This is a genomic window from Streptomyces avidinii, assembly GCF_045161815.1.
In the GTDB taxonomy this organism is placed as follows: Bacteria; Actinomycetota; Actinomycetes; order Streptomycetales; family Streptomycetaceae; genus Streptomyces; species Streptomyces avidinii.
On the sequence record NZ_CP108863.1, the window covers coordinates 4,351,849 to 4,377,056 of the forward strand.

The 25,208-nt window shown below is 67.0% G+C and carries 29 protein-coding genes and 1 pseudogene; 18 read left to right on the forward strand and 12 right to left on the reverse strand.

Going from position 1 to position 25,208, the window contains the following annotated elements; all coding sequences use genetic code 11:
- Nucleotides 1-465: an NUDIX hydrolase gene (locus tag OG373_RS19315; RefSeq protein WP_405439383.1), complete on the forward strand. Its 465-nt coding sequence runs from the start codon at nt 1-3 to the stop codon at nt 463-465.
- A 1,807-nt stretch (nt 466-2,272) separates the two neighbouring features.
- Here the strand turns inward: OG373_RS19315 and OG373_RS19320 are convergent.
- Nucleotides 2,273-2,707: a hypothetical protein gene (locus tag OG373_RS19320; RefSeq protein WP_405439384.1), complete on the reverse strand. Its 435-nt coding sequence runs from the start codon at nt 2,705-2,707 to the stop codon at nt 2,273-2,275.
- A gap of 401 nt (nt 2,708-3,108) precedes the next feature.
- On the opposite strand from OG373_RS19320, the gene OG373_RS19325 reads away from it, so the two are divergent.
- Nucleotides 3,109-3,729 carry a hypothetical protein gene (locus tag OG373_RS19325; protein ID WP_405439385.1) on the forward strand — a complete coding sequence of 207 codons (621 nt, stop codon included), beginning with the start codon at nt 3,109-3,111 and terminating at the stop codon, nt 3,727-3,729.
- A 210-nt stretch (nt 3,730-3,939) separates the two neighbouring features.
- Here the strand turns inward: OG373_RS19325 and OG373_RS19330 are convergent, their stop codons facing one another.
- From OG373_RS19330 to OG373_RS19345, 4 genes are all read right to left on the reverse strand, one after another.
- Complete coding sequence (locus OG373_RS19330; protein ID WP_405439386.1) at nt 3,940-4,278, reverse strand: hypothetical protein; 339 nt, start codon at nt 4,276-4,278, stop codon at nt 3,940-3,942.
- Nucleotides 4,275-5,018 carry a GntR family transcriptional regulator gene (locus OG373_RS19335; RefSeq protein ID WP_405439387.1) on the reverse strand — a complete coding sequence of 248 codons (744 nt, stop codon included), beginning with the start codon at nt 5,016-5,018 and terminating at the stop codon, nt 4,275-4,277. Before OG373_RS19335 ends, OG373_RS19330 begins: the two co-directional genes overlap by 4 nt.
- Nucleotides 5,015-5,239 (reverse strand): hypothetical protein, encoded by a 225-nt coding sequence (locus OG373_RS19340; RefSeq protein WP_266352687.1) that lies wholly within the window; start codon nt 5,237-5,239, stop codon nt 5,015-5,017. The genes OG373_RS19335 and OG373_RS19340 overlap by 4 nt, the downstream gene beginning before the upstream one ends.
- Nucleotides 5,240-5,542: 303 nt before the next feature.
- On the reverse strand, nt 5,543-5,821 hold the full coding sequence (locus OG373_RS19345) for a hypothetical protein (protein WP_405439388.1): 279 nt from the start codon (nt 5,819-5,821) through the stop codon (nt 5,543-5,545).
- Between the two features lie 79 nt (nt 5,822-5,900).
- Here OG373_RS19345 and OG373_RS19350 point away from each other — a divergent pair, with 79 nt between their 5' ends.
- Nucleotides 5,901-6,656, forward strand: a complete 756-nt coding sequence (locus OG373_RS19350) for a GntR family transcriptional regulator (protein WP_405439389.1) — start codon at nt 5,901-5,903, stop codon at nt 6,654-6,656.
- A gap of 84 nt (nt 6,657-6,740) precedes the next feature.
- Entirely contained in the window at nt 6,741-6,935 is a 195-nt protein-coding gene (locus OG373_RS19355; RefSeq protein ID WP_405439390.1) for a hypothetical protein, read from the forward strand.
- Nucleotides 6,936-7,467: 532 nt separating this feature from the next.
- Here OG373_RS19355 and OG373_RS19360 read toward each other — a convergent pair.
- Nucleotides 7,468-7,638: a hypothetical protein gene (locus OG373_RS19360; protein WP_405439391.1), complete on the reverse strand. Its 171-nt coding sequence runs from the start codon at nt 7,636-7,638 to the stop codon at nt 7,468-7,470.
- Between the two features lie 180 nt (nt 7,639-7,818).
- Here OG373_RS19360 and OG373_RS19365 point away from each other — a divergent pair, with 180 nt between their 5' ends.
- From OG373_RS19365 to OG373_RS19385, 5 genes are all read left to right on the forward strand, one after another.
- Nucleotides 7,819-8,082 (forward strand): hypothetical protein, encoded by a 264-nt coding sequence (locus OG373_RS19365; RefSeq protein WP_405439392.1) that lies wholly within the window; start codon nt 7,819-7,821, stop codon nt 8,080-8,082.
- Between the two features lie 475 nt (nt 8,083-8,557).
- A complete protein-coding gene (locus OG373_RS19370; RefSeq protein ID WP_030647895.1) occupies nt 8,558-8,761 on the forward strand; it encodes a cold-shock protein in 204 nt (67 codons plus the stop codon).
- Between the two features lie 312 nt (nt 8,762-9,073).
- A complete protein-coding gene (locus OG373_RS19375; RefSeq protein WP_405439393.1) occupies nt 9,074-10,588 on the forward strand; it encodes a DEAD/DEAH box helicase in 1,515 nt (504 codons plus the stop codon).
- 46 nt (nt 10,589-10,634) lie between these two features.
- Nucleotides 10,635-11,039, forward strand: a complete 405-nt coding sequence (locus OG373_RS19380) for a CBS domain-containing protein (protein WP_405439394.1) — start codon at nt 10,635-10,637, stop codon at nt 11,037-11,039.
- Between the two features lie 49 nt (nt 11,040-11,088).
- A complete protein-coding gene (locus tag OG373_RS19385; RefSeq protein WP_362811219.1) occupies nt 11,089-11,400 on the forward strand; it encodes an SCO5918 family protein in 312 nt (103 codons plus the stop codon).
- A 104-nt stretch (nt 11,401-11,504) separates the two neighbouring features.
- Here the strand turns inward: OG373_RS19385 and OG373_RS19390 are convergent, their stop codons facing one another.
- Both OG373_RS19390 and OG373_RS19395 read right to left on the reverse strand, forming a co-directional pair.
- On the reverse strand, nt 11,505-11,864 hold the full coding sequence (locus OG373_RS19390; protein WP_031143209.1) for a hypothetical protein: 360 nt from the start codon (nt 11,862-11,864) through the stop codon (nt 11,505-11,507).
- Between the two features lie 48 nt (nt 11,865-11,912).
- The gene (locus OG373_RS19395) at nt 11,913-12,305 is read right to left on the reverse strand and encodes an ATP-binding protein (protein WP_405439395.1); all 393 of its coding nucleotides are present in this window, start codon (nt 12,303-12,305) and stop codon (nt 11,913-11,915) included.
- A 1,039-nt stretch (nt 12,306-13,344) separates the two neighbouring features.
- Here OG373_RS19395 and OG373_RS19400 point away from each other — a divergent pair.
- The 3 genes from OG373_RS19400 (at nt 13,345) to OG373_RS19410 (ending at nt 16,257) form a co-directional block, all read left to right on the forward strand.
- Nucleotides 13,345-13,683 (forward strand): MerR family transcriptional regulator, encoded by a 339-nt coding sequence (locus tag OG373_RS19400; protein WP_327263591.1) that lies wholly within the window; start codon nt 13,345-13,347, stop codon nt 13,681-13,683.
- A gap of 250 nt (nt 13,684-13,933) precedes the next feature.
- The gene (locus tag OG373_RS19405) at nt 13,934-14,137 is read left to right on the forward strand and encodes a cold-shock protein (protein WP_030242128.1); all 204 of its coding nucleotides are present in this window, start codon (nt 13,934-13,936) and stop codon (nt 14,135-14,137) included.
- A gap of 1,781 nt (nt 14,138-15,918) precedes the next feature.
- Entirely contained in the window at nt 15,919-16,257 is a 339-nt protein-coding gene (locus OG373_RS19410) for a MerR family transcriptional regulator (RefSeq protein ID WP_031154847.1), read from the forward strand.
- Between the two features lie 120 nt (nt 16,258-16,377).
- Here OG373_RS19410 and OG373_RS19415 read toward each other — a convergent pair whose 3' ends face one another.
- A complete protein-coding gene (locus OG373_RS19415) occupies nt 16,378-17,589 on the reverse strand; it encodes a PP2C family protein-serine/threonine phosphatase (protein WP_405444121.1) in 1,212 nt (403 codons plus the stop codon).
- 554 nt (nt 17,590-18,143) lie between these two features.
- Here OG373_RS19415 and OG373_RS19420 point away from each other — a divergent pair.
- Entirely contained in the window at nt 18,144-18,503 is a 360-nt protein-coding gene (locus OG373_RS19420; RefSeq protein ID WP_405439396.1) for a PRC-barrel domain containing protein, read from the forward strand.
- Between the two features lie 67 nt (nt 18,504-18,570).
- On the opposite strand, the gene OG373_RS19425 is transcribed toward OG373_RS19420, so the two are convergent.
- The gene (locus tag OG373_RS19425) at nt 18,571-19,401 is read right to left on the reverse strand and encodes a hemolysin III family protein (protein ID WP_405439397.1); all 831 of its coding nucleotides are present in this window, start codon (nt 19,399-19,401) and stop codon (nt 18,571-18,573) included.
- 448 nt (nt 19,402-19,849) lie between these two features.
- Between OG373_RS19425 and OG373_RS19430 the strand changes: the two genes are divergently transcribed.
- From OG373_RS19430 to OG373_RS19445, 4 genes are all read left to right on the forward strand, one after another.
- Nucleotides 19,850-20,017: a hypothetical protein gene (locus OG373_RS19430; RefSeq protein ID WP_405439398.1), complete on the forward strand. Its 168-nt coding sequence runs from the start codon at nt 19,850-19,852 to the stop codon at nt 20,015-20,017.
- A gap of 726 nt (nt 20,018-20,743) precedes the next feature.
- Nucleotides 20,744-21,958, forward strand: coding sequence for an ice-binding family protein (locus OG373_RS19435; RefSeq protein ID WP_405439399.1), 1,215 nt, complete (start codon nt 20,744-20,746; stop codon nt 21,956-21,958).
- A gap of 299 nt (nt 21,959-22,257) precedes the next feature.
- On the forward strand, nt 22,258-22,800 hold the full coding sequence (locus tag OG373_RS19440) for a DUF5819 family protein (RefSeq protein WP_405439400.1): 543 nt from the start codon (nt 22,258-22,260) through the stop codon (nt 22,798-22,800).
- A gap of 61 nt (nt 22,801-22,861) precedes the next feature.
- Complete coding sequence (locus tag OG373_RS19445; RefSeq protein WP_405444122.1) at nt 22,862-23,914, forward strand: HTTM domain-containing protein; 1,053 nt, start codon at nt 22,862-22,864, stop codon at nt 23,912-23,914.
- A 3-nt stretch (nt 23,915-23,917) separates the two neighbouring features.
- Here the strand turns inward: OG373_RS19445 and OG373_RS19450 are convergent, their stop codons facing one another.
- Complete coding sequence (locus OG373_RS19450; protein ID WP_405439401.1) at nt 23,918-24,316, reverse strand: thiol-disulfide oxidoreductase DCC family protein; 399 nt, start codon at nt 24,314-24,316, stop codon at nt 23,918-23,920.
- Between the two features lie 223 nt (nt 24,317-24,539).
- Here OG373_RS19450 and OG373_RS19455 point away from each other — a divergent pair, with 223 nt between their 5' ends.
- Entirely contained in the window at nt 24,540-24,710 is a 171-nt protein-coding gene (locus OG373_RS19455) for a hypothetical protein (protein ID WP_266627230.1), read from the forward strand.
- Nucleotides 24,711-24,976: 266 nt separating this feature from the next.
- Here the strand turns inward: OG373_RS19455 and OG373_RS19460 are convergent.
- Nucleotides 24,977-25,102, reverse strand: a pseudogene (locus tag OG373_RS19460) (site-specific integrase); the annotation flags it as partial.
- Between the last annotated feature and the right edge of the window lie 106 nt (nt 25,103-25,208).

The window sequence follows — 25,208 nt, forward strand, 5'->3', positions numbered from 1 at the left end:
ATGCTCCTGTACATGAGTACGGGTTCCCCGCAGGCCAAGTCAACGCCACTGCACTCCGTGTCCGTAGCCGGGGCAGTGATCCGCGAGGACGGCCGACTCTTGGCGATCCGCCGAGCGGACAACGGAACTTGGGAGCTCCCGGGCGGAGTCCTCGAACTCACCGAGCCCCCGGAGGCCGGCGTCCGCCGCGAGGTCCTGGAGGAGACCGGCATCGAGGTGGAGGTGGAGGAGCTCACCGGGGTCTACAAGAACACCACCCGAGGCATCGTCGCCCTGGTCTTCCGCTGCAAGCCGACCGGCGGGACCGAGCGCACCTCGGAGGAATCGACCGCGGTCGCGTGGCTCACCCCGGAGGAGATCTCGGCCCAGATGTCCGAGGTATACGCGATCCGCCTCTTGGACGCCCTGGACGAAGCAGGCCCCCACGTCCGCAGCCACGACGGCCGCCATCTCCTCACGGCATGACGCGCGAAGATGCGGTGGAGCTCGTTCAACAACGCATGGACTGCAGCATCACCGACGCGACCTTGGGCGTAGCGGACCGGGCCATGACAGACGAGCCCTTCGCGCTCTGAGCCTGGCGGCGCGGTAAGAGTTTCCCTACTTCATCAAGGGCGCTTCCGCCGCCAAGGCGGCGTCGCGCGCCCGTCGCCCCGGGCCTGCGCTCCTGTCTGCGCCCCGCTCCAGCCCGGGGCGCCAGCCGCGCGCCAATGGCTTAGGGCTCGATGGGTTGCACCGCCCGGTCTGTCGATCACCTGCGAGCGTTCAGGCACGGCAACCGTCACATAGCATGCGTGGCCGGGAGCGCTGCCGACTGCGGCCATGACGGGGTACCAAAAGACGGCCAGCGGCGAGGGAGGGGTGGCCTCTTCCGCTAGTCCGGCCGTCTGCCGGGGATGAGTTGGGCTGGGCGCCGTACCCCTGCCGTCACGGATGCGGGTGCGTGAGGCGATCGCACCACCGGAAATGGGCGGGCGGGGAGCAGCTGCTGCCGCGATGTGGCGCCGGCCGGTGTGGTCGCTCCGCGTCGGTACCGGTCTCGCTGTGGCTGATGCGCGTGTCGTTCAGTCGTCTTTGGGCAGCTGGCCGCCCACTCGGGTGCAGTTTCCGCGAAGTCACCACCTGATTCGGCGAGATCCGAGACGATGCCCAGCCGAACTACTCACGGAGGCCCCATGCCCATCAGGACGGAAGCATCCGGCTTGCGGCGGAACCACACGAGGTGTGCTGTCTGCGGCGACGAAGCTGCCCACCCTCAGGCACGTGACGAGGATCCTCATAGCTGGCAGTGCTGCGAATGCGGGACGACGTTCACGACGGACGGCGAGGTTCTGGAGTAGCCCAGGCGTGCCCCAGCCATGGATTCTTATCGCATGGATCAAGGGATAGCGGCTCTCATAGCCGGGATTGCAGGCACGGCGGGCGCGCTTGGCGGAGCCGTCGCAGGGGCGATCGGCGCCGTTCGGGGTGCCAGGGCCGGGGCGGAGACGACGGCTGAAGCCACACGCCAGCAGGTAAGAGATCAGGCGGCAGTGGAACACAGTCATTGGCTTCGGCAGCAACGACAGGCCGCGTACAGCGCCTTCATAGCTGCGAGTCAAGTCGCCCAGCGAGCAGCTGAGGCCGCTATGAGAGACGCTCCAGGTCTGCCAGGCAGAGACGAAATCCAAGCTCTCGGCGAAGCGATCGAAACTTTAAGCCACGTTTCCAGTCAGGTCTCTGTGCTGGGGCCAGAAAACATGATCGCGATGTCGGGGCAAGTGTTCCGAGGACTCTTCATCCTCCGGGCGGCACTCGATGCAGGCGACCAGGCCGCGTACTTCACTCAAGACCATCAGGATCGAATAGATGCGTCCTGGGATGAGTTCGTCGATGCTGGCCGTCTATTCCAGGAGAGCGCTCGCAGTGTCCTGGTCGGTGAGAGCCAGTAGGCGGCGTACAGCAGCGCTGCACCGCAGCCGAGCACAGTCCTGTAGCGCTCCGTAGGGGCCTCGAAAGCGGCCGGTATGGCCATTACTGACTGGTCTCGCTAGAGCTACGGATCAGATGGCCGGCCGTGCCCTTCCCGTGCCCGTTCCGCAGGGAACCCGCGGGGAACGGCGGTCGCCAGCGGACAACACCCACGTGAACGACCCCTGGCCGTCTTGCCTAGTCAGGGGTCGTTCACATGCGGTGGGTGTGGGATTTGAACCCACGGTGACATCGCTGCCACGACGGTTTTCAAGACCGCAACCTCTGATACTCGCGCAGGACATACCTGCGGGTCGGTGCATCATTTCAGGCATGTCACTCCGAAAGGTAGATCCAGTGGATCTGCGTTGACTGCATACGCACCTCCTCCATATTCGAACTCACATGCATCATTCCACGACAGGAATCCCCCGCTCGCTATAGTCGTTGCTCTATTTCCCGGCCCCACGCATGCCCAGTCCTTGACCCTCTCGACATCCTGTGGATAACTCGCCCGCTGAAATCCCTTGGACTGGCAGTAGCCGGTGAGCTCCACTCCACCGACCTCGTGCGCCTCATGCACGGAGGGCGGCCGTATCTGAAGCCAGAGGCCAAAAACCGAAATACCCATTCCCAAGGTCAGGCCGATTTTCTCAAGAGTGATAGACCCTCTACGCATGACCATGGTCATGACACAAGTAACTATCAATACTATTCCCCCGACTATAAGAAATATCGCGAGGATGTTGCCTGCCATGGGAGGATCTGCCGTTCCTATCGATTCCCGCATGGTGGTGGGGTGCGTCGGCCGGCCATGGTTCGTCTGCCCATATCTACGTTACCGAGTGCTCCACCGTTAGCTACTCGGACGGAGTGGGACCCACCTGAGCAGACTTGGCAAGAGTGCGCCCTCCCGGGTCGTCTTGGGGTCGTGGGAGGCGCTCAGTGGTGACCAATGCTGACAACCGGCGACAGCTCAGCCGCTGGTCAGCGGGTTGATCGGTTGCTCAGCCGCAGGTCAGGGTTACGGGGGCGTCAGTTGCGGCTGTCGTGGCCTGGCCCTGAGGGCTGCACTGCGCCCTGATTGCTCCCTTGTGCGCGCGGCAGGTCTGTGTCACACAGAGGTGAAGCGGGACGATCTGGGGAGGGGAACGCTGAATGTCCGAGTTCATTAGCGATTCGGCAGCTTCGTCAGCCTGGGCAATCAAGCGGTTCGGGGAGCAGGCCAGCAGGCTCGTTGCAGCACTGCCAGTGCAACTGGCCAAGGCACACTCGAAGGCTCACGCCACACACCTGGCAGCGGAGTTGAAAAGGCGAAGCCCTTACGGCGTTACCCTCGCCGAGGCTGTGCGCGAGAACCTGGCAGACATGGCACGCGAGCTGCGGGAGTCGGTTCGGGACGTGCGAGGGTACGAGTATGCGGTGATCAATGATCACGCACTCTTCCCGTTCAGGTACGCAGACAAGCCCAAGGCCGTGGATCGTGCCCGCTTGCCCGCCAATACGTCTCCCACGCGCCGCCGGCTGTTCAAGGCGCACGGGCCGCAGCCTCGGGAGGCGCTGTTTGAGCTCGGCGACGACTTAACCACGGAGGAGTATCTGGGGCTGCACGAAGCGTTCGAGGAGTTGGGGGCTGCGACGAAGCTCGTCTGTCTCTTCTTCACGGCCGACGCGGAGAGTGGCATCCATGTCATCTACTGGGGAGAGGCACACCTCGAACCGGACCGAACTTTCACCTGGCTCCACAGGGAACAACTTCGAGTCGCCCGCGCCGCCTAAATCGGGGGCAGCGACCCCGATGCGGGGTGTAGCCCAGAGCCAGCCTCTTGCGGCCTATATGTGGACTGGCAGCACAGCCCAGATCGCGGCTGAGGGTCTGACCTGCTGGAACGCGTGAGGCGCGCGGGGCCTCCGGAGCCGTGTGCGGTAAACGGCAGAGCGGCCCCCGACGATTTCGGTAGCCGCTCTGGCGTGCTGGGGGAATGCTCTTCAGCCAGGTGGAGCTGGCACGCGGGGACCGTGTTCTTCAGGTGCCCGATGGGCGGGGCAGGGAAGGCGGCGGCCGCGGCTGGTGGCTACGCGGATCGCGTCGTGGAGGGCGCGGGTCAGGTCGCCAGCCAAGAGGCGGAGTTCGTCCGGATCCGCGTCCAGGTCGGCGAGCAGTTCGAGTGCTTGGTCCAGGATCTTGGCCCCCGAACCGAGTTGCTTCTCTTCGGCGTTGTCGGCCAGGCGGGACAGGAAGCTGGTGCTGTCGTCGGAGCTCAGGAAGCAGGGCTTCCCGTCGGGGCCCGACCAGGGTAGGAGGCGCAGTTCGTTGTTCAGCGTCATGTCGTCGACGTCCTCTCCTCGGCCATGCTGCGGGTGGTGAAGAGTGCGTCCGCTCTGTCGCTGGGGAGCACCAGCAGCGATGCCTCGACCACGCGGCCGGCGGTGTCGGTCGCCACGCGGGTGATCGAAAGGACTGCCAATGAGGCACCGATCCGAAGGGCCGTTGTTTCTTCCGCGGTCGGGAGTCGGGCGCTCACCTTCTCCTCGACTTGGGCCAGGGGTGGGCGGAGCTGGGCCAAGCGCATCTCCACTTCCTCAGGCAACGGTGACCCGCTCGCCAAGTCCGCGGGCACGAGGTCCCGAGGGACGTAGAGATGAGCCAGGCTGTGCGGCAACTTTCCCTCGTGGGTGACGACGAGGAACTCGGTTAAGGGGCTGTGGGGCTGCACGTTCAGCAGGTCGGCTAGGTGCCCGTGCGCGGGGAGATTGGTAGCGCGGACGCTCACTCGGAGGGGGGCGGAGGCGGTTGCCCAAGGAGCAGCCGTGCCCTTGCCCCCGATGTACATGACCCTGTGGCGGGGGCGGCGGACGAAGTTGCCGCTGCCGTGGATCTTCTCTACGAGGCCTTCGCCTTGGAGGAGTGCAAGGGCACTTCGTAGCGTCGGCGTGCTGACCGCGTAGAGGGCCGCGAGCCGGGCCTCGGACGGGAGACGTTCGCCAGCCTTGAAGTGACCTGCTGCGATCTGCCGTCGCAGGTCCTCGGCAATGGTGTGGCGGCGGGAGGGCACGGGCTGGGTCACCACTTCCTCGTCAGCCGAAGCGCGACGAGTCGGCTCCGGGCGTGCATCGTCAGCACTTCGCCCGACTCGAAGAACAGCCTCTTCGCACCGGCAGGCAACTGCACGAGGTCGGTGACGCGGCACGGCTGGCCGCCGATCTGGATGACGTCCCCACGCTGCACGCTGGCCGATGTGATCTCGATGTTGGCGGCAAGTGCGCCGCTGGGAGCCCAGCCGCTCACCGGTTCACCTGCCGCGACTCGGTCGGCCCGCCCGTGCCGTGGCACGGGCAGTCGCAGGGCTCGTAGATCACGGGGACACCGACGGGTGCTGTGGTCGGCGTCGAATGGGCGCACTCGGGGTGCGTGCCAATCGCGCACGAGGTCGACCGGTAGGTCGAGGCTGGGGCGTGCTTTGCCGCGGACTGCTGGCTAGGAAGCATCGGCCGACCTCCTCCGGCGAGGGGTAGGTGCAGGCATACGGTGGTTCTGCCCACTGGTGCGGGCGGCGGCGGGGCTCCTACGGTGGAACACGCTGATCAGCTCCTAACGCTGATGGCCAGGTCCCCGGACATCGCCCGTCGCGGGGACCGCTTTGCGTACGGCGGCCCAGAGGGTGCGGCCGGTCAGACTGCTGGCGAGAAGGCCGAACCGGTCGGCCTCCGCCACCACTTCCAGAAGCTCTCGCCACGATTCGGCGGGGAGGGCGTCCGGTACCTCCGCTTCGATCGACGCGTATGTGGCGTGCAGCTCCACTCGCGCGATCAAGCCGAGGGCTGATAGTCGGGCGGCGAGGTCCTCTGCCCTTGCTTCCGAAGCGGGCACAGGAAGGCCTCCGTCGCCGATCCAACACGTTGAGTGAAGCTAGTTAACTAGATTAGAGCTAGTGGACTAGATTTTCCATATGCCTGAGCAGCCGCCCTATCTCCGCGTCGCCGATGTCCTGCGGCAGCGGATCGCCGAGCACGAGTGGACGCCCGGCGACCGGCTCCCCTCCCGCTCGCAGATCGCCGAAGAGTGCGGCGTCGGCGAGAACGTCGTGCGCAGGGCGCAGGAGCTTCTGATCTCCCAAGGTGTGCTGGAAGGCCGCGCGGGTTCGGGCACCTACGTAGCCGAGCCCCGTCGGCGTGTGCGCGTGGTCCGGTCTTCGGCCCGCGAGCAGCCGGGCGGCTCCCCGTTCCGCGCGGACATGCAGGCCCTGGGCAAGCAAGGGCACTGGGAGAGCCGGACCGAGGCGAAGGTGCCCGCACCAGCCGAAATCGCCACGCGCCTCGGTATCGCCGAAGACGACCTGTGCGTCCGGACCGTCTACGAGTTCCTAGCCGACGGAAGGCCGGTCCAGCTGTCCACGAGCTGGGAGCCGTACGACCTCACTGCCAGCACGCTCGTCGTGCTACCGGAGGGCGGGCCGCACGCCGGGGCAGGCGTCGTGAACCGCATGGCCGAGATCGGCGTCACCGTCAGCCATGCGGTCGAACAGCCGGAGCCGCGGCACGCCACCGCCGAGGAGGCATCGTTCCTCGGGATTCAGAAGGCTGCACTCGTCACACACATCCGACGGACCTACTACAGCGACCAGGGCCGGCCCGTCGAGACCGCCGACATCGTCATCCCCACCGCGCTGTGCGAGGTCGTCTACGAGATCCCCGTCAGCCGGTAGCGAGGGCGAGCCCCGTAGTTGACGGGGCAGGGTGGAGATTCTCGGCGCCACTGCCGTCCGAACAAGGCCAAGTACGGTGCCGGTATGAGCGATGCAGACGGCGGGCGGTTGAGCCCCGAGGAATTCCAGCAGATGAACGCCCTACTTCGCAGGTTCTGCGCTCACGAGCTGGACCAGTGGGAGAGCATCCAGACCGAGACGCCCCACGGCACGGTCTACGTGATGTTCACTCGCATGCGTCTCCCCGGCTTCGAGGACCAAACGTTCCACCCGTTCTAATCCGCCTCGCTTGGCAGACGTTGATGCACCGCAACGGTCGCAGCGACCACAGCTGACCGACCCGGCCAGAGGTACGCGGCGAAGCTGCGAGCGTGCCAGACGCGTGCCAGGTAGGGCGGAGAACAGCGGTCAACGGCGGGTACCAGGGCGAGCCCCAGGGTTCACCATGGCAGCCGTTTTCGCTGGTCACGTGCGAGATGACGTCTGCAAGATCGGTGATTCCCAAGCTTATAGCGCGGGTTCGATTCCCGTCATCCGCTCTCGCAAGAAGGCCCAGGTCAGCGACCTGGGCCTTCTTCATTGTCTAGACCTCTCAGCCCCTGCCACGCCCTCTGCGTGCCCCAACTGGCGGGAATGCCCTGCTCGAAGGGCCCTTCACGTACCACTTGCACCACACGGGCCCCGCCGATCTCGGATCGCGAGACGCGTTCTCGATGACCTGCGTCACACGACTGCCGCTGCCGCTCGAATTCGCTTTCCCGAAGAGGCGATTGGCCGGAAGGGCCCGGGGGCAGACCCGCGACGGGACTATCTAATCCTCTTTCCCCACCAACACGCGATCGGCGGCATAGTGCGGGCAGGAAGGGAGATGCCACGTCACCGTCACCCGGCGCCGGTCGGCGGCGATGGTACGGGCCTGCCCCGTGGCCGGGCAGGCCGCGCAGTGCGTGCACAGGACGGTTTCGAACTTCAACTCAGCCATCACCTGAGCCACCTTCCCCGCCAATGGTGCTCGCCACGAGAGTGCCACGCCTCACAGCGGGACAGCCTCGGAGAAAGCTGCACACCGTGGCTAGGGAGGCGGCTCATGGTCCGGCCGTGCCAGTGAGATGGCCACTGGGATCACCGTTCAGCTGACCATTTCGCCAGGAGGTTCCCGCGGGTGCCGGTGGATGAAGGCAGTGACTCCGAGCAGGACACTCCGGCAGAGCGGACGGGCACGGATGATCCTGCCGCTCACGTGCGGGCCACGGCCGACCCACCACGCCTTCCCGCTGAGGCGGCCGCCACCGTCGAGGCCCTCGTGCAGGCTGTGCACAAGGGCGATGATGTTCGCATCCGGATCCTGTTGGCAGCCTTGGTCAACGTCGCCGACACCGAAGTTCTCCTCCACCTTCGAGAGCGGCTCAGCGAACGACCGCAGTAATGGTCGGAGTGCCGGGAGGGGGCTGGTCACGCCGCCTCCCCGTGGGCGCCCCCGAGACCGCCATGGAGCACCTCCGAGCTGCTGATGCCTTCGGAAGGGCGCCGCGGACCCACCCCGACGGCTCACGTACCGATGGACCGCACGTCGCAACTTGCGGACACCCTTGCTCCCGAAACGCTGCACTCGGGGGGAATCAATATCTGTCCCCGCGGCCAGAGAGTTTAATGGACCCCGCACGGAGAGTTTTTCCGCGCCGCGCACGATGGAAATATTTCACGCACACAAACCGCTGCGGCGTGCTACTGTCGATCTCGGTTGCAGTTTTGGTACCCAAAAACTTCAAGTGCTCCAGTCGGCCTTCGCGCCACATTCGAGCACTTCATATTTCCGGGCAGTTTTCCGGCGGGGCATCATCGCGGCGACACGGTGTCCGTACAGTGCGGACGCTGGTGTACTGCCCCAAAGGAGATATGACATGGCATCTGGCACCGTGAAGTGGTTCAACGCGGCAAAGGGCTTCGGCTTCATCGAGCAGGACGGTGGCGGCGACGACGTCTTCGCCCACTTCTCGAACATCGCAGCCCAGGGCTTCCGCGAGCTACTGGAAGGCCAGAAGGTCACCTTCGACATCGCGCAGGGCCAGAAGGGCCCGACGGCCGAGAACATCGTTCCCGCCTGACGCTGACGCGCATTTCGTAGCTGGGGCCCGCATCCCTCGGGGTGCGGGCCCCAGCTGCACACATTTCCCGCAGTGGTGTCACCTGCGGGACGAAACATTCAGGGTTACAGCCTCTTCGGAGCTTCAACCCCACTCGACTTTTCTGGATTTCGCGTCCACATGACGCCACCCCATCTCAGCGCCTGCGACCGTACAGAATCCCTGTAGTCCAGAGTCGCTTTCGCATTCCATTCGGCCCGTTCTTGTGATTCCCTGCGCTGCGTTTCTGCTGCGGGAATTCCTTGATACGTGCCGTATCAAGGAAGGTTCTGAATGAACCGCACACGTACGAACGACCGTTCCTCCCGCACCCGCAGCCGCACCGGCGGCCCCGCTTTCGGCGCTGCCGCCGGTTCGGAGCGGGGCAGCCGCTTCGGATCGTCCTCCCCGAGCCGTTCGGGAGGTCCGAGCCGCTCCGGCGGCTACGGGCGCCGGCCCGCCGCGGTCCAGGGCGAGTTCGCCCTGCCGAAGACCATCACTCCCGCGCTGCCCGCCGTCGAGGCCTTCGCCGATCTCGCCATGCCGGCCGAGCTGTTGGCCGCTCTCGGCGCGCAGGGTGTGACCGTGCCCTTCCCGATCCAGGGCGCCACCCTGCCCAACACCCTTGCGGGCCGTGACGTGCTCGGCCGCGGGCGCACCGGCTCCGGCAAGACCCTCGCGTTCGGTCTCGCCCTGCTGGCCCGCACCGCCGGACAGCGCGCCGAGCCCCGCCAGCCGCTCGCCCTGGTCCTCGTCCCCACCCGCGAGCTGGCCCAGCAGGTGACCGACGCCCTCACGCCGTACGCCCGCGCCGTGAAGCTGCGCCTGACCACGGTCGTCGGAGGCATGTCGATCGGCAAGCAGGCCGGAGCGCTGCGCGGAGGCACGGAGGTCGTCGTAGCCACGCCCGGCCGGTTGAAGGACCTCATCGACCGCGGCGACTGCCGGCTGAACCAGGTCGCGATCACCGTCCTGGACGAAGCCGACCAGATGGCCGACATGGGCTTCATGCCGCAGGTCACCGCGCTGCTCGACCAGGTGCGCCCCGAGGGCCAGCGGATGCTCTTCTCCGCCACCCTCGACCGCAACGTCGACCTGCTGGTCCGTCGCTACCTGACCGACCCCGTCGTGCACTCGGTGGACCCCTCGGCCGGTGCGGTGACCACGATGGAACACCACGTACTGCACGTCCACGGCGCCGACAAGCACCGCACCACGACAGAGATCGCGGCGCGCGAGGGCCGGGTGATGATGTTCCTCGACACCAAGCACGCCGTCGACCGGCTGACCCAGGACCTGCTGAACAGTGGTGTCCGGGCCGCCGCCCTGCACGGCGGGAAGTCGCAGCCGCAGCGCACCCGCACCCTCGCCCAGTTCAAGACCGGCCACGTGACCGTGCTGGTCGCGACGAACGTGGCGGCGCGCGGCATCCACGTCGACAATCTCGACCTCGTCGTGAACGTCGACCCGCCGACCGACCCCAAGGACTACCTCCACCGTGGCGGCCGTACCGCGCGCGCCGGCGAGTCCGGCAGCGTCGTCACCCTGGTCACCCCCAACCAGCGCCGCGACATGACCCGCCTCATGCAGGCCGCGGGCATCACCCCGCAGACCACCCAGGTCCGCTCGGGCGAAGAGGCCCTGAACCGGATCACCGGTGCCCAGGCCCCCTCCGGCGTCCCCGTCGTCATCACCGCACCGGTCGTCGAACGCGCCAAGGGCAGCTCGGCCTCCCGTGGCAGGCGTCGGCCCGCTTCGACGGCCCGGCGCGTGAGCGTGCGGCAGTCCGCCTTCGATGCGGCGGCCTGAGAACCACGTGATCAGGAAACTGACCCATCTCTGCAGGAGGCACGTTTTGACGCTGGTCCAGATGCAGCCCCGCTCGGCGAACGCCAACCCTGTACACCGGACGGTGGGCGACGCGATGGAGGCGGCCGGTCCTCAGGTCTGTGACGACATGACGGTCGAGGTGGCCCTGGCTGTCATGGTCAGCTCCCGCGCGGGTCATCTGCTCGTCTGCGACGAGGACGGCCTGTGCACCGGGCTGGTCACCCAGGCCAGGCTCGCCACCGTCCGCGACAGCGCGGCATACACGGACCAGGTCCGTCTCCGCGACCTTCTGGGAGACCTCGGGCCGGTCACCTCGCCCGTGACCACGATGGCCGAAGCCGAGCACGCGATGCGCTACCGCAGGCTCGATGCCCTGCCGGTCGTCGATGACCAGGGCAGCGCTCTGGGCGTCCTCGCCCTTGCCCGCTGAACCGCCTCACCGCGGAACGACCGTCCCCTTCTACTTCCTGTGAGGCAACATGCGCTGTGTCATCGCCCGTTTCCCGTTCGACCTGACCAAGAGCGGTGTCCTGGAGTCGATGAAGGGCGTCAAGCCCGAGCAGGTCGTCGGCGAGTCCGTGATCATCGGGCGCCGTACTTACCCCGTCAAGCAGGTCGGTCAGGTCATCACCCGCCAGGACCGGCGTGACTTCAGCGCCGGTGAAGTCCTCCGGGCCATGACCCAGCTCGGGTTCACCTGCCGCGGCCTCCCTCGGGCCGCCGTGCCCACGCGTGTCCTCAGCCCGCTCCAGCAGGCTTCCGCGATGCTCGGCATCCCGGTGACCGTCTGACGGACAGGACCGGCGCGAGCCGACACCCGAACAGCGAAGAGGGCCCGACCGGCAAGCGCGCCGGTCAGGCCCTCCCGCGTACCGGGGGTTACGCGAATGTCGGGTCAGTGGTCGGAGTAGCTGAAGTCGCCCATGGTCCAGGCGCTGACGTCCGCGATCGAGACGCGGTACATCCCGCCCGTCTCCGGGATCCCCACCGTGCCCTGAAGGATGCGGGCCACATGGAAGTGCAGATGGGTGGGCGGCCCCTCTTGGGGTGTCGTGGTGGTGAAGATGGCGGCGAACTCGCCCAGGCGGGCGGAGTCCGTCAGGACCTCCGACACCCGCTGCCTCCACACGGCTTCGGGTGCCAGCCGACCGGTGATGACAGCGCCACCGGTGACCACGGTCAGGGACATCTGATTGCTCTGCCCGGACTCCACCAGGGTGGCAACGTCAACGAGCAGCTCGTCAGGCTTCGACATGGGAGCCGATTTTATGCACCGGGCGTCCCGTTCTCTCGACCGGGAGGACTACCGGTCGAGAAGAGCACTCACCGTCTTCCCGCCGGGGGCCCGACGGGTGACCGCGGTCGCTCGGGCGAGTCGGTTGACCATGGGCCAGCCGAATCCACCGGTGCCGCCGTACAGGTCAGGGGTGCGCATACGCGGCGCGTGCGGGCTGGAGTCGTGAACGGCCACCTCGATGCTTTCCGCGTGAGCCGTCAGTTCCAGGGTGCAGGTGCCCCCGCCGTGGCGCACGGCGTTCGTGGCGAGCTCGGATACGACCAAAACCACGGTGTCTGCGGCTTCTGTGGCCATCGCCGGCTGACGAAGACGGTCGAGGAAGACTCGCGCGGCATCGCGTGCATCTGCAACAGCCGCCGTGGGAAGCACGGTTGTGACGCTCTCGGCCATCGTGTTCATCAGGTCACCCTGGTCTCTGCTTCGTCCACGTCCGGCCCTTGCCTACCTGCCCCCTGAGCCCCACCCACTGCACGCCAACCCGACTCAGGTCTCAAAGAAGGGATCGAAGAGCAGTCGAAGCATGACGGCAATCAACGAGACGTGGGGGACCCCCACGCGCTCGGCTGCGAACCTCCCGAGCCCTGACCTGCTGTGCAAACCTCTCTGCGCATCCTGGACCGACCGCAAAGGTCTAGCTCTCCTCTGCGGGCACGAAAATCTATGACGGCCGGAGTAGACATTGCGCGGTGGCGTGGTTATGGTTTCTCTCGTAGCCCAGAGAGACAGCAGGGCCTGGCAGAGACGAACTGCCGGGCAGCAGTAACCGCAGTTGCAGTGCGCAGGACGGTGCGGTGGTGGAGTTCCGAAGCCAGGGTTGTTGCAGGACGGCGACGGGGCTGACGACCGGACCGGGTGGCCCGCAGTCATCAGGGGCCGCCGAGAGCAGTACCTGCAGTGAAGTAAGTGAGCAGCACCTCGGTGAAGGCGTCGGCTGCGGGCGCGCGCACCGGGAAGTTCGGCAGTGGGGTTCTAAGCCAGAGCAGACGCAGGATGGGCGACGGGGCTGGCTGCCGGAGAGTGGCGCTGGGTCAGGCCACCAGCAGTTCGCAGTATCAGCAGTGCAAGCAGTACCGCAGTGAGTGCAGTTCCCGCAGTACAGCAGTAAGCGCAGTAACCCGCAGTTCGCAGTATCTCCCGTTTGGTAGCAGTTGATCACCGAGGGAAGAACGGAGGAGTTGAGGCGCCATCAGGATCGCCCGGGCGGAAGTCGTGAGTCCGGGTACCGCAGGACATCGATAGTGAGGTGGTCTCCGGTCGAGCAACCGCGATCCCCGCACAGCTGTCCCCGTTCGGACGGGTCGGCGGAAACAGTAGGCCGGCGCAGGACTAGGGCCGGCAGATGGTGTAGCAGTTCCTTCGGGGCCCTGGTGCCGTACGCGCCAGGGCCCCTCCCCGCGTTCCGACCCCTTTCCTTCTACCTGTTTCGCAGTGAGGTGCGATGACAGCAGACGATTCGTTCGGCCGTCTCGACGACGACGGCTACCCCGCCTACACGATGGGCCGGGCCGCCGAGATGCTCGGCACCACCCAGGGCTTCCTCCGCGCCATCGGCGAAGCCCGCCTCATCACCCCACTCCGCTCCGCCGGCGGCCACCGCCGCTACTCCCGATCTCAGCTGCGGATCGCCGCCCGCGCCCGCGAACTCGTCGACCACGGCACCCCCATCGAGGCGGCCTGCCGGATCGTGATGCTCGAAGTCCGGCTCGAAGAAGCGCAGCGCGTCAACGCCGAGTACCGTCGCGCAGCGGCCGAGGTGCATCCACGGACAGCGGCCTGAGGTGGGCGTGCCCGCCGGTCTCGGCGGGCATGCCCACCCGTGCATGTCGGGGCACGACGCGCGCTCATTTCCCTCTGGTAACAGCCCGTTGTCGGCGTGTACCGTCTGCGTCAGCTGTCGTGGTTCGGAAGTTCCCTTTGCCCACGCTTTCGGCGTGGGCGTTTTGCTGTGCTGTGCCGCAGGAACCAGGGCGATCACCTCCGCCTTCCGCACGTCGTGGGAGGCATTCATCGACTGGAAGGCACGAGACATGGCTACGGGAACTGTGAAGTGGTTCAACGCGGAGAAGGGCTTCGGCTTCATCGCCCAGGACGGCGGCGGCCCGGACGTCTTCGCCCACTACTCCGCGATCAACTCCTCGGGCTTCCGCGAGCTCCAGGAGGGCCAGGCCGTGACGTTCGACGTCACCCAGGGCCAGAAGGGCCCCCAGGCCGAGAACATCACCCCGGCCTGACCTTCACCACGCGCGGGCACCGAGACCGGCACGTCAGACTGCCCCTGCAGCCCGCACCGCTCGACCCGAACAGCGGACGCCTGCGATGTCGGCGGGATCCGAGGCGTACCGGGTCAGGGCCGCGCAGTTGTTGCTGCGCGGCCCTGATCTGCGTCCAGGCCGGGGCGACGTGGGTCTTCGACGATGACCTGGATGTCGAGGCGGTCGCGCGGAGCTCATGGAGGTGACCGTGCCGGCGTGCCGGAGCGCGGTGGTGACGAGCCGGGATCGTGTCAGGCCCGCTCGGACAGGACACGGGGGGCCTCGGGGAGCTCGTAGACGTGAGCGGCCACCCCTTGCAGCGGCAGGAGAGGGCTCAGGGGACATGAGGTCGGGGTGTGGTCATGGTCGACTTCCCAGGTGGGCAACCGTGCGGCCGGGGCGCAGATGGTAGAGACGGCGTAGAGGGTGCCGGAGCAGCCCCGGCACACCAGAGAAGCGTGGATCACGTGAGAGCCTCCGGATGAACCGACTCGGCCGTGCCTTCCACAGGGCGGCGCTCCCCCGCCGGGTGGAGCTGGCGCCAGGTGCTTTCCGTCTCGCACCTGAGGTGTTGGGGAGAGGCCAGATGCTGCCACAGCGGGTCGGAGCGGCGGGGGACGGTGGCGCCGCGGACAGCCCGTTCCTCAACGAGCTGCGTGTAGAGGAGTGCGCCCTGGTTCGCGGCTTCTCCGGGGATCTGGTCACGGGCGCGTGCCGGGCTACGGGAAGGCCTTCGGCGCGCGTGTTCCGGAAGACAGCCAACCGCTCTGCGGCGGCCACCGTCGGTCCGTGCGCCGCGGCTGGAGTTCGTCCCATGATCATCCGTCACGTTCGTCAAAACGATTCTTCCAACCTCCAGGACACCGGTGCGGGGTGGACAGCCGTCTCGGGGATTGCCCCGAGCGCCCCCAGGCCCGGGGGCCGTGCCGGAAGCCGGCGTAAAGGGCCCATCACGACCTTGCCCTCCGCCCGGGGCAGCACTGCCTCCCCCAGCCGCTCCTTGTGCTGCGCATCTGCAGACCCGGCATCGGCCGTGCGTTCGAGTTCGATTACCTCCTCGCCCGCCATGCAAAAATCTATGGCGGCTGGAGTAGACATTGGGCGATGGCCTGGCTATGGTTTCTCTCGTAGCCCAGAGAGACAGCAGGGCCTGGCAGAGACGAACTGCCGGGCAGCAGTAGCCGCAGTTGCAGTGCGCAGGACGGTGCGGTGGTGGAGTTCCGAAGCCAGGGTTGTTGCAGGACGGCGACGGGGCTGACGACCGGACCGGGTGGCCCGCAGTCATCAGGGGCCGCCGAGAGCAGTACCTGCAGTGAAGTAAGTGAGCAGCACCTCGGTGAAGGCGTCGGCTGCGGGCGCGCGCACCGGGAAGTTCGGCAGTGGGGTTCTAAGCCAGAGCAGACGCAGGATGGGCGACGGGGCTGGCTGCCGGAGAGTGGCGCTGGGTCAGGCCACCAGCAGTTCGCAGTATCAGCAGTGCAAGCAGTAATCAGTTGATCACCGAGGGAAGAACGGAGGAGCCGAGCACCATCAGGATCGCCCGGGCGGAAGTCTGAGCCCGGGTACCGCAGGACATCGATAGTGAGGTGGTCTCCGGTCAAGCAACCGCGATCCCCGCATTCCCGGCAGCGTGTCGGCCGGGTCGGCGGAAACACAGGGTCGGCGCAGTATCAGGGCCGACAGATGGTGTAGTAGTTCCTTCGGGGCCCTGGTGCCGTACGGCACCAGGGCCCCTCCACGCGTTCCATGAGAGAGGTTCAATGACAGCAGACGACTCGTTCGGCCGTCTCGACGACGACGATTACCCCGCCTACACCATGGGCCGGGCCGCCGCCATGCTCGGCACCACCCAGGGCTTCCTCCGCGCCATCGGCGAAGCCCGCCTCATCACCCCACTCCGCTCCGAGGGCGGCCACCGCCGTTACTCCCGCTACCAGCTGCGCATCGCCGCCCGCGCCCGCGAACTCGTCGACCAGGGCACCCCGATCGATGCCGCCTGCCGCATCATCATCCTCGAAGACCAGCTCGAGGAAGCCCAGCGCATCAACGCCGAATACCGCCGCGCCGCCGAATCATCCGCACAGCCGCCCTCGGCCTGAGGCGAGGGTGCCCGCAGGCATCGGCATGCCGCCGCGCTCAGCGGGCGACGTTCGCGCAACCACCCCGCTTCGGTCCGTCATCGTCGGACCGTGGCTGCAAGCTGGGTTGTGGACGGAGTGCTATTCAGGCGCTGACGCTTCTGTGAGATCCGCCCCGGCGTCAGCGCTGCGCGTGGCCTGATGGGTGCCGTGCCAGTCCAAGCACATGACCGTGGCGTCGTCCTGGAGACGGCCACCGTGGGCGTGCAGCACCGCTGCGACCAGGGCCCGGGAGGCCTCGCGGGGGTGGAGATCGGCTGTGCGCACGATCAGGAAGGGCAGGTCGGCATGCACAGCGCGGCGCTCGAGCATGCCGTCGGTGAGCATCACGAGCCGGTCCCCCGGTTGCAGGTCCAGCCGCTGCACCCGGTAGGCGGTACGGGGCTGGACACCGAAGGGTAGGTCCGCCTCGGGAACCATCTCGTCAACCGTTCCGTGGCGCAGGCGCAGCGGCCGGGGATGCCCCGCGTTGATGAACTGGGTGGTCCCGTCGAGCAGGCTGACGCGGAGCAGCTGCCCGGTGACGAAGCCCTGCCTGCCGTTGTCGATGACTGCCTGGTTGGCCTCGAGAGCCTGTTCTTCGAGCTCGGCACCGGCCCGTCTGGCTCTGCGGAGGGCGCCCACGGCCAGGGTGGCGAGGAGGGCGGCTTCCACGTCGTGGCCCATGGCGTCGGTGATGGAGAGTTGCATGGTGTCGCGGTTGACGACGTAGTCGAAGGTGTCACCGCCGACGTGCGTCGCCGGTTCCAGTGCTCCGGCGACCGCGAACTGGGCCGCCTCGCATGCAAGTGAGGCGGGGAGGAGCCGGTGCTGGATTTCTGCGGCCAGGTTCAGGGGCCGCGTACGGCGGCCCCACTGGTAGACATCGGTGAAGGACCGGTTCGCGATGACGATGTAGGCCAAGGCGTGCGCGGTCGCGCCGATCTGCCGCATCGCGTTCTCGTCGGGGTGATCCGGCAGGAATAGCTCGAGCATGCCGATGGCGTCGCCGCGGTTGGTGACAGGCGCCACGACCCTGACGGGGCCGCCGCCGCTCTGTCGCTGCGAGGCCGGCCGCTGTGTGCGCAGCACGTCCCCGTAAAGGGTGCCGGGCAGAGCGATCCGCTCAGGGGGCGCGTCGGACTCGACGCTGTCAGCCGCGCCGAGCCGCACCACCGACGACCCGGTGAAGTCGACGATCAGGAACGAGACCGCTGCAGCGTTCAGACGGTCCCTGAGCATCCGCGCCACGACGTCCAGTGATTCGACCGGGGAGGCGGCTTCCGCCGCCGCGAGCGCGCCGGCCAGGTCCATCTCCGTCTGCCGCTCGCAGTCGGCGTGCCCCCGACGGGCGTCTGTGTCCCGCTCCTCAGTTGGTGGCATGGCCGCTCCTCTCCTCCTCCGACATCGTGGAATCCGGCCTCGCCGCGAGAACTGCTCCCTGGCGCTGTTCCCGGAGCGCCCGAGGCCTTGCGGTCGTCCACTACTGCCTCGCCGAAGGCTGCTCCGTGCATCCGAGGGACCCTCTGGGCCGACCGGTTCTCAACCCTGCCCGAGCACCCGCACGCCGGGGGTCCGCTGCTGCACGTGCAAGCCGTACTGCCTGACTGGTTCACCCGAACAGCGCACCGGCCCCCATACGGGGGCGTTGCCGGAATCGGTGTGTATACGCTGGTGAGAGGCAACCGGGCAGGGTGCCTCACCTCTCGACTTCGCAATCCGCCGCACGGCTGCCGGCGTCGTGCGCACGGCCGGAATCCTCTGAGGACTCGGTTGCGCGGTCAACACCCGGGCATGGGGATGGACGAGTCAAGTCGGCGGTGTGGCTGTGGCCGCCGCCTTCGAGCCGAGGATGAGGAGACGGGGTTGTGAGCGGTGTGTGGATGTACGCGCAGGACAACGGTTACACGTCCCGGCAGTCGCTGGTGGGGTTCACGGTGGAGGCGGCTGACGGAGTCATCGGGCACGTGGACCGCCAGCAGGACCAGCCCGGCATGCAGCACCTGGTCGTCGACACCGGCGTGTGGGTGTTCGGCAGGAGCATTCTGATCCCGGCCGGCGCCGTCGCCGGGATCGACACAGAAACACGGACGGTAAAGGTGTCAGGGACCCGGGAAGAGATCAAAGCCGCTCCCCAGTTCACCACCGACTGCGAAACGGCTGACCACCGCTACCTGTCCGCCGTCGGCAACTACTACCTCTCCCTCCGCCGCCCCCTCGCACCCTGACCCGAAGCCGACCGGCAACTCGCCCGCCCCACGCCGACAGCAGCCCAGAGCCAGAACATTGCCGTGGTCAGTAGACGGCAATGGAGATGGCGATGTAGTGCGCGGTGAAGGCTGCCACTGTCAGGGCGTGGAAGACCTCGTGGAAGCCGAACCAGCGGGACGAGGGGTCGGGGCGCTGGAGGGCGTAGACAACCGCGCCCGCGCTGTAGAGGAGCCCGCCGGTCACGATCAAGGCGAGTACGACCGCCCCGCCGCTGTCCAGGAAGTCGGGCAGGTAACGCACCGGTGCCCAGCCCAGGGCCAGGTAGCAGGGGGTGTACAGCCAGCGAGGAGCTCCGACCCACAGGACACGGAAGGCGATGCCGGCCAGAGCACCCGCCCACACGATCCACAGCAGGACGGACCGCTGGCCAGGGGGGAGAAGGAGCACGGCAAGCGGGGTGCAGGTGCCGGCGATGATCAGGAAGATGTTGGCGTGGTCGAGGCGGCGCAGAACGGCCTCACCGAGTGGTCCCCAGGTGCCGAGGTGGTAGACGGCGCTCGTCCCGAACAGCAGCCAGGCGGTGACGGAGTACACGGTGCAGGCCAAGGCCGCCTGCGGTGTCCCTGCCAGGCAGATGAGGACGATGCCCGCGCCCAGCGAGGCGGGGACCATGCCGGCGTGAAGCCAGCCCCGTAGCTTCGGCTTGATCGGTTCGACCAGCTCGGCCGCCCGCTCGACCAGGTCGGCAACCGGGTGGGAGTCCTCGGGGGCCTTCTCACGGTGCGATCCGGGGGGAGGGCCACTTGCCTCGTTCCCTCCGACCGTCGGTGCGGAAGACACACCGCCGGTTTCGATGTCGTCGCGGGACACTGCTTCCCTTCCTGCCTCGGACTGCTGGGCGTCACTGGCAACCATGTGCTCATGCTAGGAGCCCCCGCAGCAGCATGGTCCGAGGCCTGCCTCGGACCACTGGGCCGACACCGCCGGAGGTGGCCTGTTCAACCGCCCCGTGGTTCCGGTGCTGGGGGCCTGCCACCAACTGGGGCCGTGGAAGCCGTGTAAGTCGGCGGGCCATGGGAACGATCAGGGTCCTCCGAACGGGCCTCTCCGCTCTCCTACGTTCAAGGACCGCCGATGCTTCCCGAGTGCCGCGTTCGCCTCTGCCTACATACAACTCGCCCTGGTTCACGATGAGGACGATCCGGCTGTGCCCTCAGCGCAGGTTCTGCGGGACATGGCCATCCGGGCCGAGGCGTCAGGGGGCGATAGCTGAGCCCCACTGGCCTGGGCATGAGCACGAAGGGTCAGCAGCCACCTGCGGAAGCGGGAGCGCCGACGCCGATCCGCAGTGCGGTCGGCGTGGATGTGGCGCAGCAGCCACCATTGCTCTCGGCAGCCTCGGGACCCCGCTCACCCCCAGCCCGGCAAGGCGTCCCGCGAGCAGGGACAGAAGCAGGGCCAGAAGGAGACCTCGCGCCGCCGCGAGGACGACCTGCTGCGCGAAGAGGACCTGCACGACGAGAACCTCTGACGAGAACACCACTCGCCCAAACGCCCAGAACCCGGCCGGTCCGCAGTCACCCCGGCCGGGCTCTGTTGCATCCCGCCATGAGGCCGCCTGGATGCGGTGGTACCCGAAACGCCCGACTCGAGGCGCTCCAGAGCACGGGGCACTACGCGCCGGAGGAAGCCTCAGGATCGGGCTGCCGGACGGCGGCGCCGTCCTCGGGTTCGGGCCTTCGCTCGGCTTTCGGAGTTGCGTTGTTCCAGTACTGCCCATGGGTACTGGCTCGGAAGGTCTTCTCCTTCCCGGTAGTACAGACACAGCAGGCAGCGAGGCCCCTGGCCATCTCCGACACTGGTTCCGGAATCCGCATCCGGCCGGGGGGATGTCTCTCGGCCTGCACCATCCAGGGGACATTCACTGCGCGTGTCAAATTCTGGAGCAAACGCCTTCCAGTTGAGGAGAATCACTGAGGCGGGCGACTTGCCGACTCCGCTGATGGGCAGTGGCCGGCGATCGGCGTGACAGGAGGGATTGACTGCATCGACGGTGGATCGCCGCACGGATGGGGGGCAGCCGGTTGGATCAATATTTGTCGTACATTCCTTGAGCATATTGATTGATTCCGGCGACATCGCCCGAGCGGATCGTCACCGAGGGTTAAATGCCTGCGTAATACGCCGTCGACAAGAGGCGGTTCCGTTAGACGAGGAACGCCGGACGCCACCACCCCCCACAGGAGTTGGCTCCTCGATGACACTCAACATGTCCGATGCGCCGCAACGGCGCACAATGACGGCCTGGATCGCGGGGGTACTCACCCTGCTGCTCGCCGTTGCCGTGTTGGCGGTGACGCCTACACGAGCAAATGCAGCAACAGCTGTCGAGCTGGGTACTGCCGAAACCTTCGCGGTACTGGCCGGTTCGACGGTCACCAACGAAGGTAATTCCGTCGTAACCGGGGACGTCGGTGTATCTCCAGGTACGGCCGTTACCGGATTCCCGCCAGGGACGGTGGTGGGTGGGACGATCTACACAGGCGCGGCGGCAGCAGGAGCGAAGGCCGCCCTTGGCACGGCGTACGACGACGCCTTCGGTCAACCCACGGAATTCAATCTTTCCGCGGCGCCCGTGACTCCCACGCTGTTCCCGGGCACCTACGCCGTCGAGTCCGGTCTCCTGGTCAACGGTGTCTGGACCCTGGATGCCCAGGGCAACCCCGATGCTGTCTGGGTGTTCAAGGTTCCTGCGGGCCTGACAACGGCATCCGGGAGCAGCATTGTCCTCCAAAACAGCGCCCAGGCGTGCAACGTGTTCTGGGTGACCGACGAATCGGCGACGCTCGGATCCGACTCCACCTTCGTGGGCACCCTCATGGCGCTCACCGCGATCACTGTCAATAGTGGAGCGACCGTCGAGGGCCGGGTGCTGGCCCGCACCGCGGCCGTGACGCTGAATAACAACCTGATCACCAGGCCGGAGTGTGAAAGCACCACCACCACGACCACCGGTGATGCCGCGACCACCGGCGATGCCGCGACGGGTGACGCTGCGACGGGTGACGCTGCGACCACCACGACCACGGGCGATGCCGCGACTGGCGATGCCGCGACCGGTGACGCTGCGACGGGTGACGCCGCGACCACCACCACGGGCGATGCCGCGACGGGTGACGCCGCGACCGGCGATGCTGCGACGGGTGACGCCGCGACCGGCGATGCTGCGACGGGTGACGCCGCGACCGGCGATGCTGCGACTGGCGATGCCGCGACCGGTGACGCCGCGACCGGTGATGTCACGGGCGGACACGACGACTGCGACTACCCCGGTAAGCCGGGTAAGCCGGGCAAGCCCGGCCACCACAAGCCGGGCAAGCCCGGCCACCACGACAAGCCGCAGAAGCCCGGCCACCACTGGCCGGACAAGCACGCCGTGAGCGAGGTGCACGTAGCGCACTGTCCGCACTGAATGTAAGACGGGTGGCGCGCGGCGGATCGTCATCGATTCCGCCGCGCGCCAACTCGCGGAAGCAGGAGCAGTAGGTGCGAGCAGTCAGGATGGAAAGGCCGGGTGGGGCCGTGCTGAGCGGTGCCGAGTCGACAAATATTAAGTATCCGCAGCGGACCGGCGCTGAGCCGGCAACGCAGGACAGCGGCAGGGGAACGGGTAGCCCGCGTGGGATTTCAGGGCCACCCCGCCCGCTGAGCGCTGGAACGGGTGCCGCAGTGGCCCTGTGTCTGGCAGTGACCCTGGTCCATGTACTCCTGGTGTTTCTGTACGTGGCGCCTCGGAACGCCATCTCGAATGCGTACAGCCAGCAGGTCAATTCCTGGGTCCGGCCCGTGTTCGAGCAGAACTGGCGGCTCTTCGCCCCGAATCCGCAGTCCGTCAACCGGCAGATCTCGGCGAGGGTCAGGCAGACAGCGCCGGACGGCACCGTACAGGTGAGTGGCTGGATCGATCTGTCCGCTGAGGACGATTCCGCCGTCAAGCACAGCGTCTTTCCGAGCCATACGGCACAGAACATGCTTCGACAGGCTTGGAATTCGTACCTCAAATCGCACGGCGGCGACAACCAGCCGCGCTCGGAGCGGGCTCTGATGATCGAGAAGTATCTGCGCAACATCGCAGCGGATCGCGTCGCCGCCCAACGCGGCGGCACCTTCGATTCCATTCAGCTGCGGGTGATCTCACGGCCTATCGCTGCGCCCGGTGAGGCGGGTGGGTTCCGCCCGGCCGCCGCGGCATCGACGCGGGCCGAAATCCGGCAGCTGCCCTGGTGGAAGGTGGCCTCGCATGGAACGCACTGAACTGGAACCGATCGCGGCGCCCCCAGCGTCCGAACGCACCATCGAGCGGGCAGCCGTACGCATGCCGCAGCGCGTACTCGACCGCGTCCATGCGTTCCTCGTCCTCCTGACTGAACGGCCGTTCTCCCTGTACGCGGCGGCGGTGCTGCGCATCGGGTACGGGCTGCTCTATCTCGTCTTCCTGCTCCGCGAGTTTCCACACCGCAACGAGATGTGGGGCCCAGGTTCACCGTGGACGCCCACGCTCGCCAGGCAAATGTTCGACCAGAGCGGGTGGGCCAGCGTCCTCACCTTGTCCGACAGCCAGGTGTACTTCGAGGTCTGCTACGCCGTGGCACTGGTCACGTGTGCGCTGTTCTTGCTGGGCTGGCGGACGCGGGCGATGTCCGTGCTGTTCGCCGTCGTGGTGCTGTCGTTCCACGCCAGGGCGATCTTCATGGCGGACGGCGGGGACAATCTCATGGTCCTCATGGCTGTCTATCTCGTCTTCACCGCGTGCGGCCGGCGCTGGTCCCTCGACGCCCGCCGGACCCGGCTCCAGGCGTCGGCGGGCAAGACGGCAGGCCCGCGGGGCGGCGACCTCCGGCACCATCTCAGCGACGCCCGCATCACCTTGACCACCGTGCTTCATAACTGCGGCATGTTCGTCATCGCCGCCCAGGTCTGCTTCCTCTACGGATGCGCGGGCCTGTACAAGGTGCAGGGCCCCAAGTGGGGCGACGGCACCGCCCTCCACTACGTCCTGAACATCGACCTGTTCCGGCCCTGGCCCGAGCTGTCCCAGATGATCGCCAGCCATCACGTGCTGATTGCCGTCGTCGGATACCTGACGGTGCTGGTGCAGGTCGCCTTTCCGTTCGTCCTGTTCGGCAAGTTCAAATACCCGGTCCTGGTTCTGCTGCTGGGCATGCATGTGAATATCGCGGTGCTCATGGGACTGCCACTCTTCTCCGGCGCGATGATCGTCGCCGACGCCGCATTCCTGCCGGACCGCTTTTACCAGGCCCTGGGACGGCTGTGGCGGCGCACGATCCAGCGCACACGCGGCATGGGAGCGGGAGCCCCGGTCGGGGCAGTACCCGCTGCGGTACCGCCGCAGCCCTCACCGAAGTAGGGGTCAACGGTCCGGGTTCCCTCGCATATGGGCAGGGAGAGAGCAGGTGGCTGTGCCGCCTGGCAGGCGATGGCGGTTCTTCGCGACAACCTGGTAGATGCCACGTGCCATCCAGTTGACAGGCGGCAGCCGAAGAACAAGCCCGAGCCACCACCAGCGCCTTCGTCCGCACATCAGCACGGCGGACAGGGCGCGCGGTCCCCCGTAGACCTTGCCGCTGGCCCGGCTGATCCAAACGACCTCGCGGTCGGCTCTGTCTTCGGTGACACCCAGGGCGGCGAGGTCGGCGAACTGCCAGGGGACGAATTGCACACGCGGCTGAATGGCGCGCCGAGCAATCTCGATTGTTCTGCTACAAAAACCGCAGTCTCCATCAAACAAGAGAATGGGCTGGCTTGCCATCCGGGCTCCCCTTCATCGACGGGCTGCGTTGAAGAAATTCAGTGTGCAGTGATCAAAAGCCGATTGGCGAGCAACACGACCTACGGAGCGTCTACTGATCCGGCCGACGCCGGAGAGTGGTGTCAACGGGCACTCGTGCTCCTGGAGCGGCGCCTGTCAACGGCGAACGGAAGCTCGCGCGCCGCTGACCGCCCCGAGCCCCGTGCCAGAGGAGGTGCTCGCAATGGCGATCTTCCTGTTCCTGCTTCTCGTGGCCGTCATCCTGGGACTCATCGGCGCGGTGGTGGAGGGCATGCTCTATCTCCTGATCATCGCCATCCTGCTCGTCGTGGCCGACGTGGCCTTCATCGCCACACGACGGTCACGACGCTCGCATCGCAGCCACCTGCGGTAGTACTCGCAGGGGCCTTCCACCGGTGCCCCATCCGTGCCCTTCGGAGGGGTGAACAGCGGTCGACAGGGGTACAGCGGCATCCTCGCGGCGGGCCACCCAGCAACCAATATTTGCAGGTCAGAAGCCATATCGGCACTCTGAGCGCCATAGATTCCCAAGCTTATAGCGCGGGTTCGATTCCCGTCATCCGCTCTTGAACGAAGGCCCAGGTCAACGACCTGGGCCTTTTGTGTTGCCTAGACCTCTCGACCCCTCACGTGCGAGATCCGCGCCAGGTTGGAGTGCTGGTAGATCATGGCCGCCTTCTCCGAGGACTGGCCGGCCCGCACCATCGCGCCCTTGAGCGCCGCCCCGGACTGGGTCGACAGGATGCGCCCGGTGTGACGAAGGTCGGCAGCAGGTGCAGCTGCAGGAGACGCCGGTACAGCTGGTCCGTGGTGGCGGCGAGCCCGCGCTCCCGGCCCTCGCGGCAATCGGCTCGATTGCCGTCGGGTGAGC

Excerpts from the sequence above, each read along its gene's own strand:
- OG373_RS19315 (WP_405439383.1), top strand. The coding sequence starts at position 1 with ATGCTCCTGTACATGAGTACGGGTTCCCCGCAGGCCAAGTCAACGCCA.
- OG373_RS19320 (WP_405439384.1), bottom strand. The coding sequence starts at position 2,707 with ATGGCAGGCAACATCCTCGCGATATTTCTTATAGTCGGGGGAATAGTA.
- OG373_RS19325 (WP_405439385.1), top strand. The coding sequence starts at position 3,109 with ATGTCCGAGTTCATTAGCGATTCGGCAGCTTCGTCAGCCTGGGCAATC.
- OG373_RS19330 (WP_405439386.1), bottom strand. The coding sequence starts at position 4,278 with ATGACGCTGAACAACGAACTGCGCCTCCTACCCTGGTCGGGCCCCGAC.
- OG373_RS19350 (WP_405439389.1), top strand. The coding sequence starts at position 5,901 with ATGCCTGAGCAGCCGCCCTATCTCCGCGTCGCCGATGTCCTGCGGCAG.
- OG373_RS19355 (WP_405439390.1), top strand. The coding sequence starts at position 6,741 with ATGAGCGATGCAGACGGCGGGCGGTTGAGCCCCGAGGAATTCCAGCAG.
- OG373_RS19360 (WP_405439391.1), bottom strand. The coding sequence starts at position 7,638 with ATGGCTGAGTTGAAGTTCGAAACCGTCCTGTGCACGCACTGCGCGGCC.
- OG373_RS19370 (WP_030647895.1), top strand. The coding sequence starts at position 8,558 with ATGGCATCTGGCACCGTGAAGTGGTTCAACGCGGCAAAGGGCTTCGGC.
- OG373_RS19375 (WP_405439393.1), top strand. The coding sequence starts at position 9,074 with ATGAACCGCACACGTACGAACGACCGTTCCTCCCGCACCCGCAGCCGC.
- OG373_RS19385 (WP_362811219.1), top strand. The coding sequence starts at position 11,089 with ATGCGCTGTGTCATCGCCCGTTTCCCGTTCGACCTGACCAAGAGCGGT.
- OG373_RS19390 (WP_031143209.1), bottom strand. The coding sequence starts at position 11,864 with ATGTCGAAGCCTGACGAGCTGCTCGTTGACGTTGCCACCCTGGTGGAG.
- OG373_RS19395 (WP_405439395.1), bottom strand. The coding sequence starts at position 12,305 with ATGAACACGATGGCCGAGAGCGTCACAACCGTGCTTCCCACGGCGGCT.
- OG373_RS19400 (WP_327263591.1), top strand. The coding sequence starts at position 13,345 with ATGACAGCAGACGATTCGTTCGGCCGTCTCGACGACGACGGCTACCCC.
- OG373_RS19405 (WP_030242128.1), top strand. The coding sequence starts at position 13,934 with ATGGCTACGGGAACTGTGAAGTGGTTCAACGCGGAGAAGGGCTTCGGC.
- OG373_RS19410 (WP_031154847.1), top strand. The coding sequence starts at position 15,919 with ATGACAGCAGACGACTCGTTCGGCCGTCTCGACGACGACGATTACCCC.
- OG373_RS19415 (WP_405444121.1), bottom strand. The coding sequence starts at position 17,589 with ATGGACCTGGCCGGCGCGCTCGCGGCGGCGGAAGCCGCCTCCCCGGTC.
- OG373_RS19425 (WP_405439397.1), bottom strand. The coding sequence starts at position 19,401 with ATGGTTGCCAGTGACGCCCAGCAGTCCGAGGCAGGAAGGGAAGCAGTG.
- OG373_RS19430 (WP_405439398.1), top strand. The coding sequence starts at position 19,850 with ATGTGGCGCAGCAGCCACCATTGCTCTCGGCAGCCTCGGGACCCCGCT.
- OG373_RS19435 (WP_405439399.1), top strand. The coding sequence starts at position 20,744 with ATGACACTCAACATGTCCGATGCGCCGCAACGGCGCACAATGACGGCC.
- OG373_RS19445 (WP_405444122.1), top strand. The coding sequence starts at position 22,862 with ATGCCGCAGCGCGTACTCGACCGCGTCCATGCGTTCCTCGTCCTCCTG.
- OG373_RS19450 (WP_405439401.1), bottom strand. The coding sequence starts at position 24,316 with ATGGCAAGCCAGCCCATTCTCTTGTTTGATGGAGACTGCGGTTTTTGT.
- OG373_RS19455 (WP_266627230.1), top strand. The coding sequence starts at position 24,540 with ATGGCGATCTTCCTGTTCCTGCTTCTCGTGGCCGTCATCCTGGGACTC.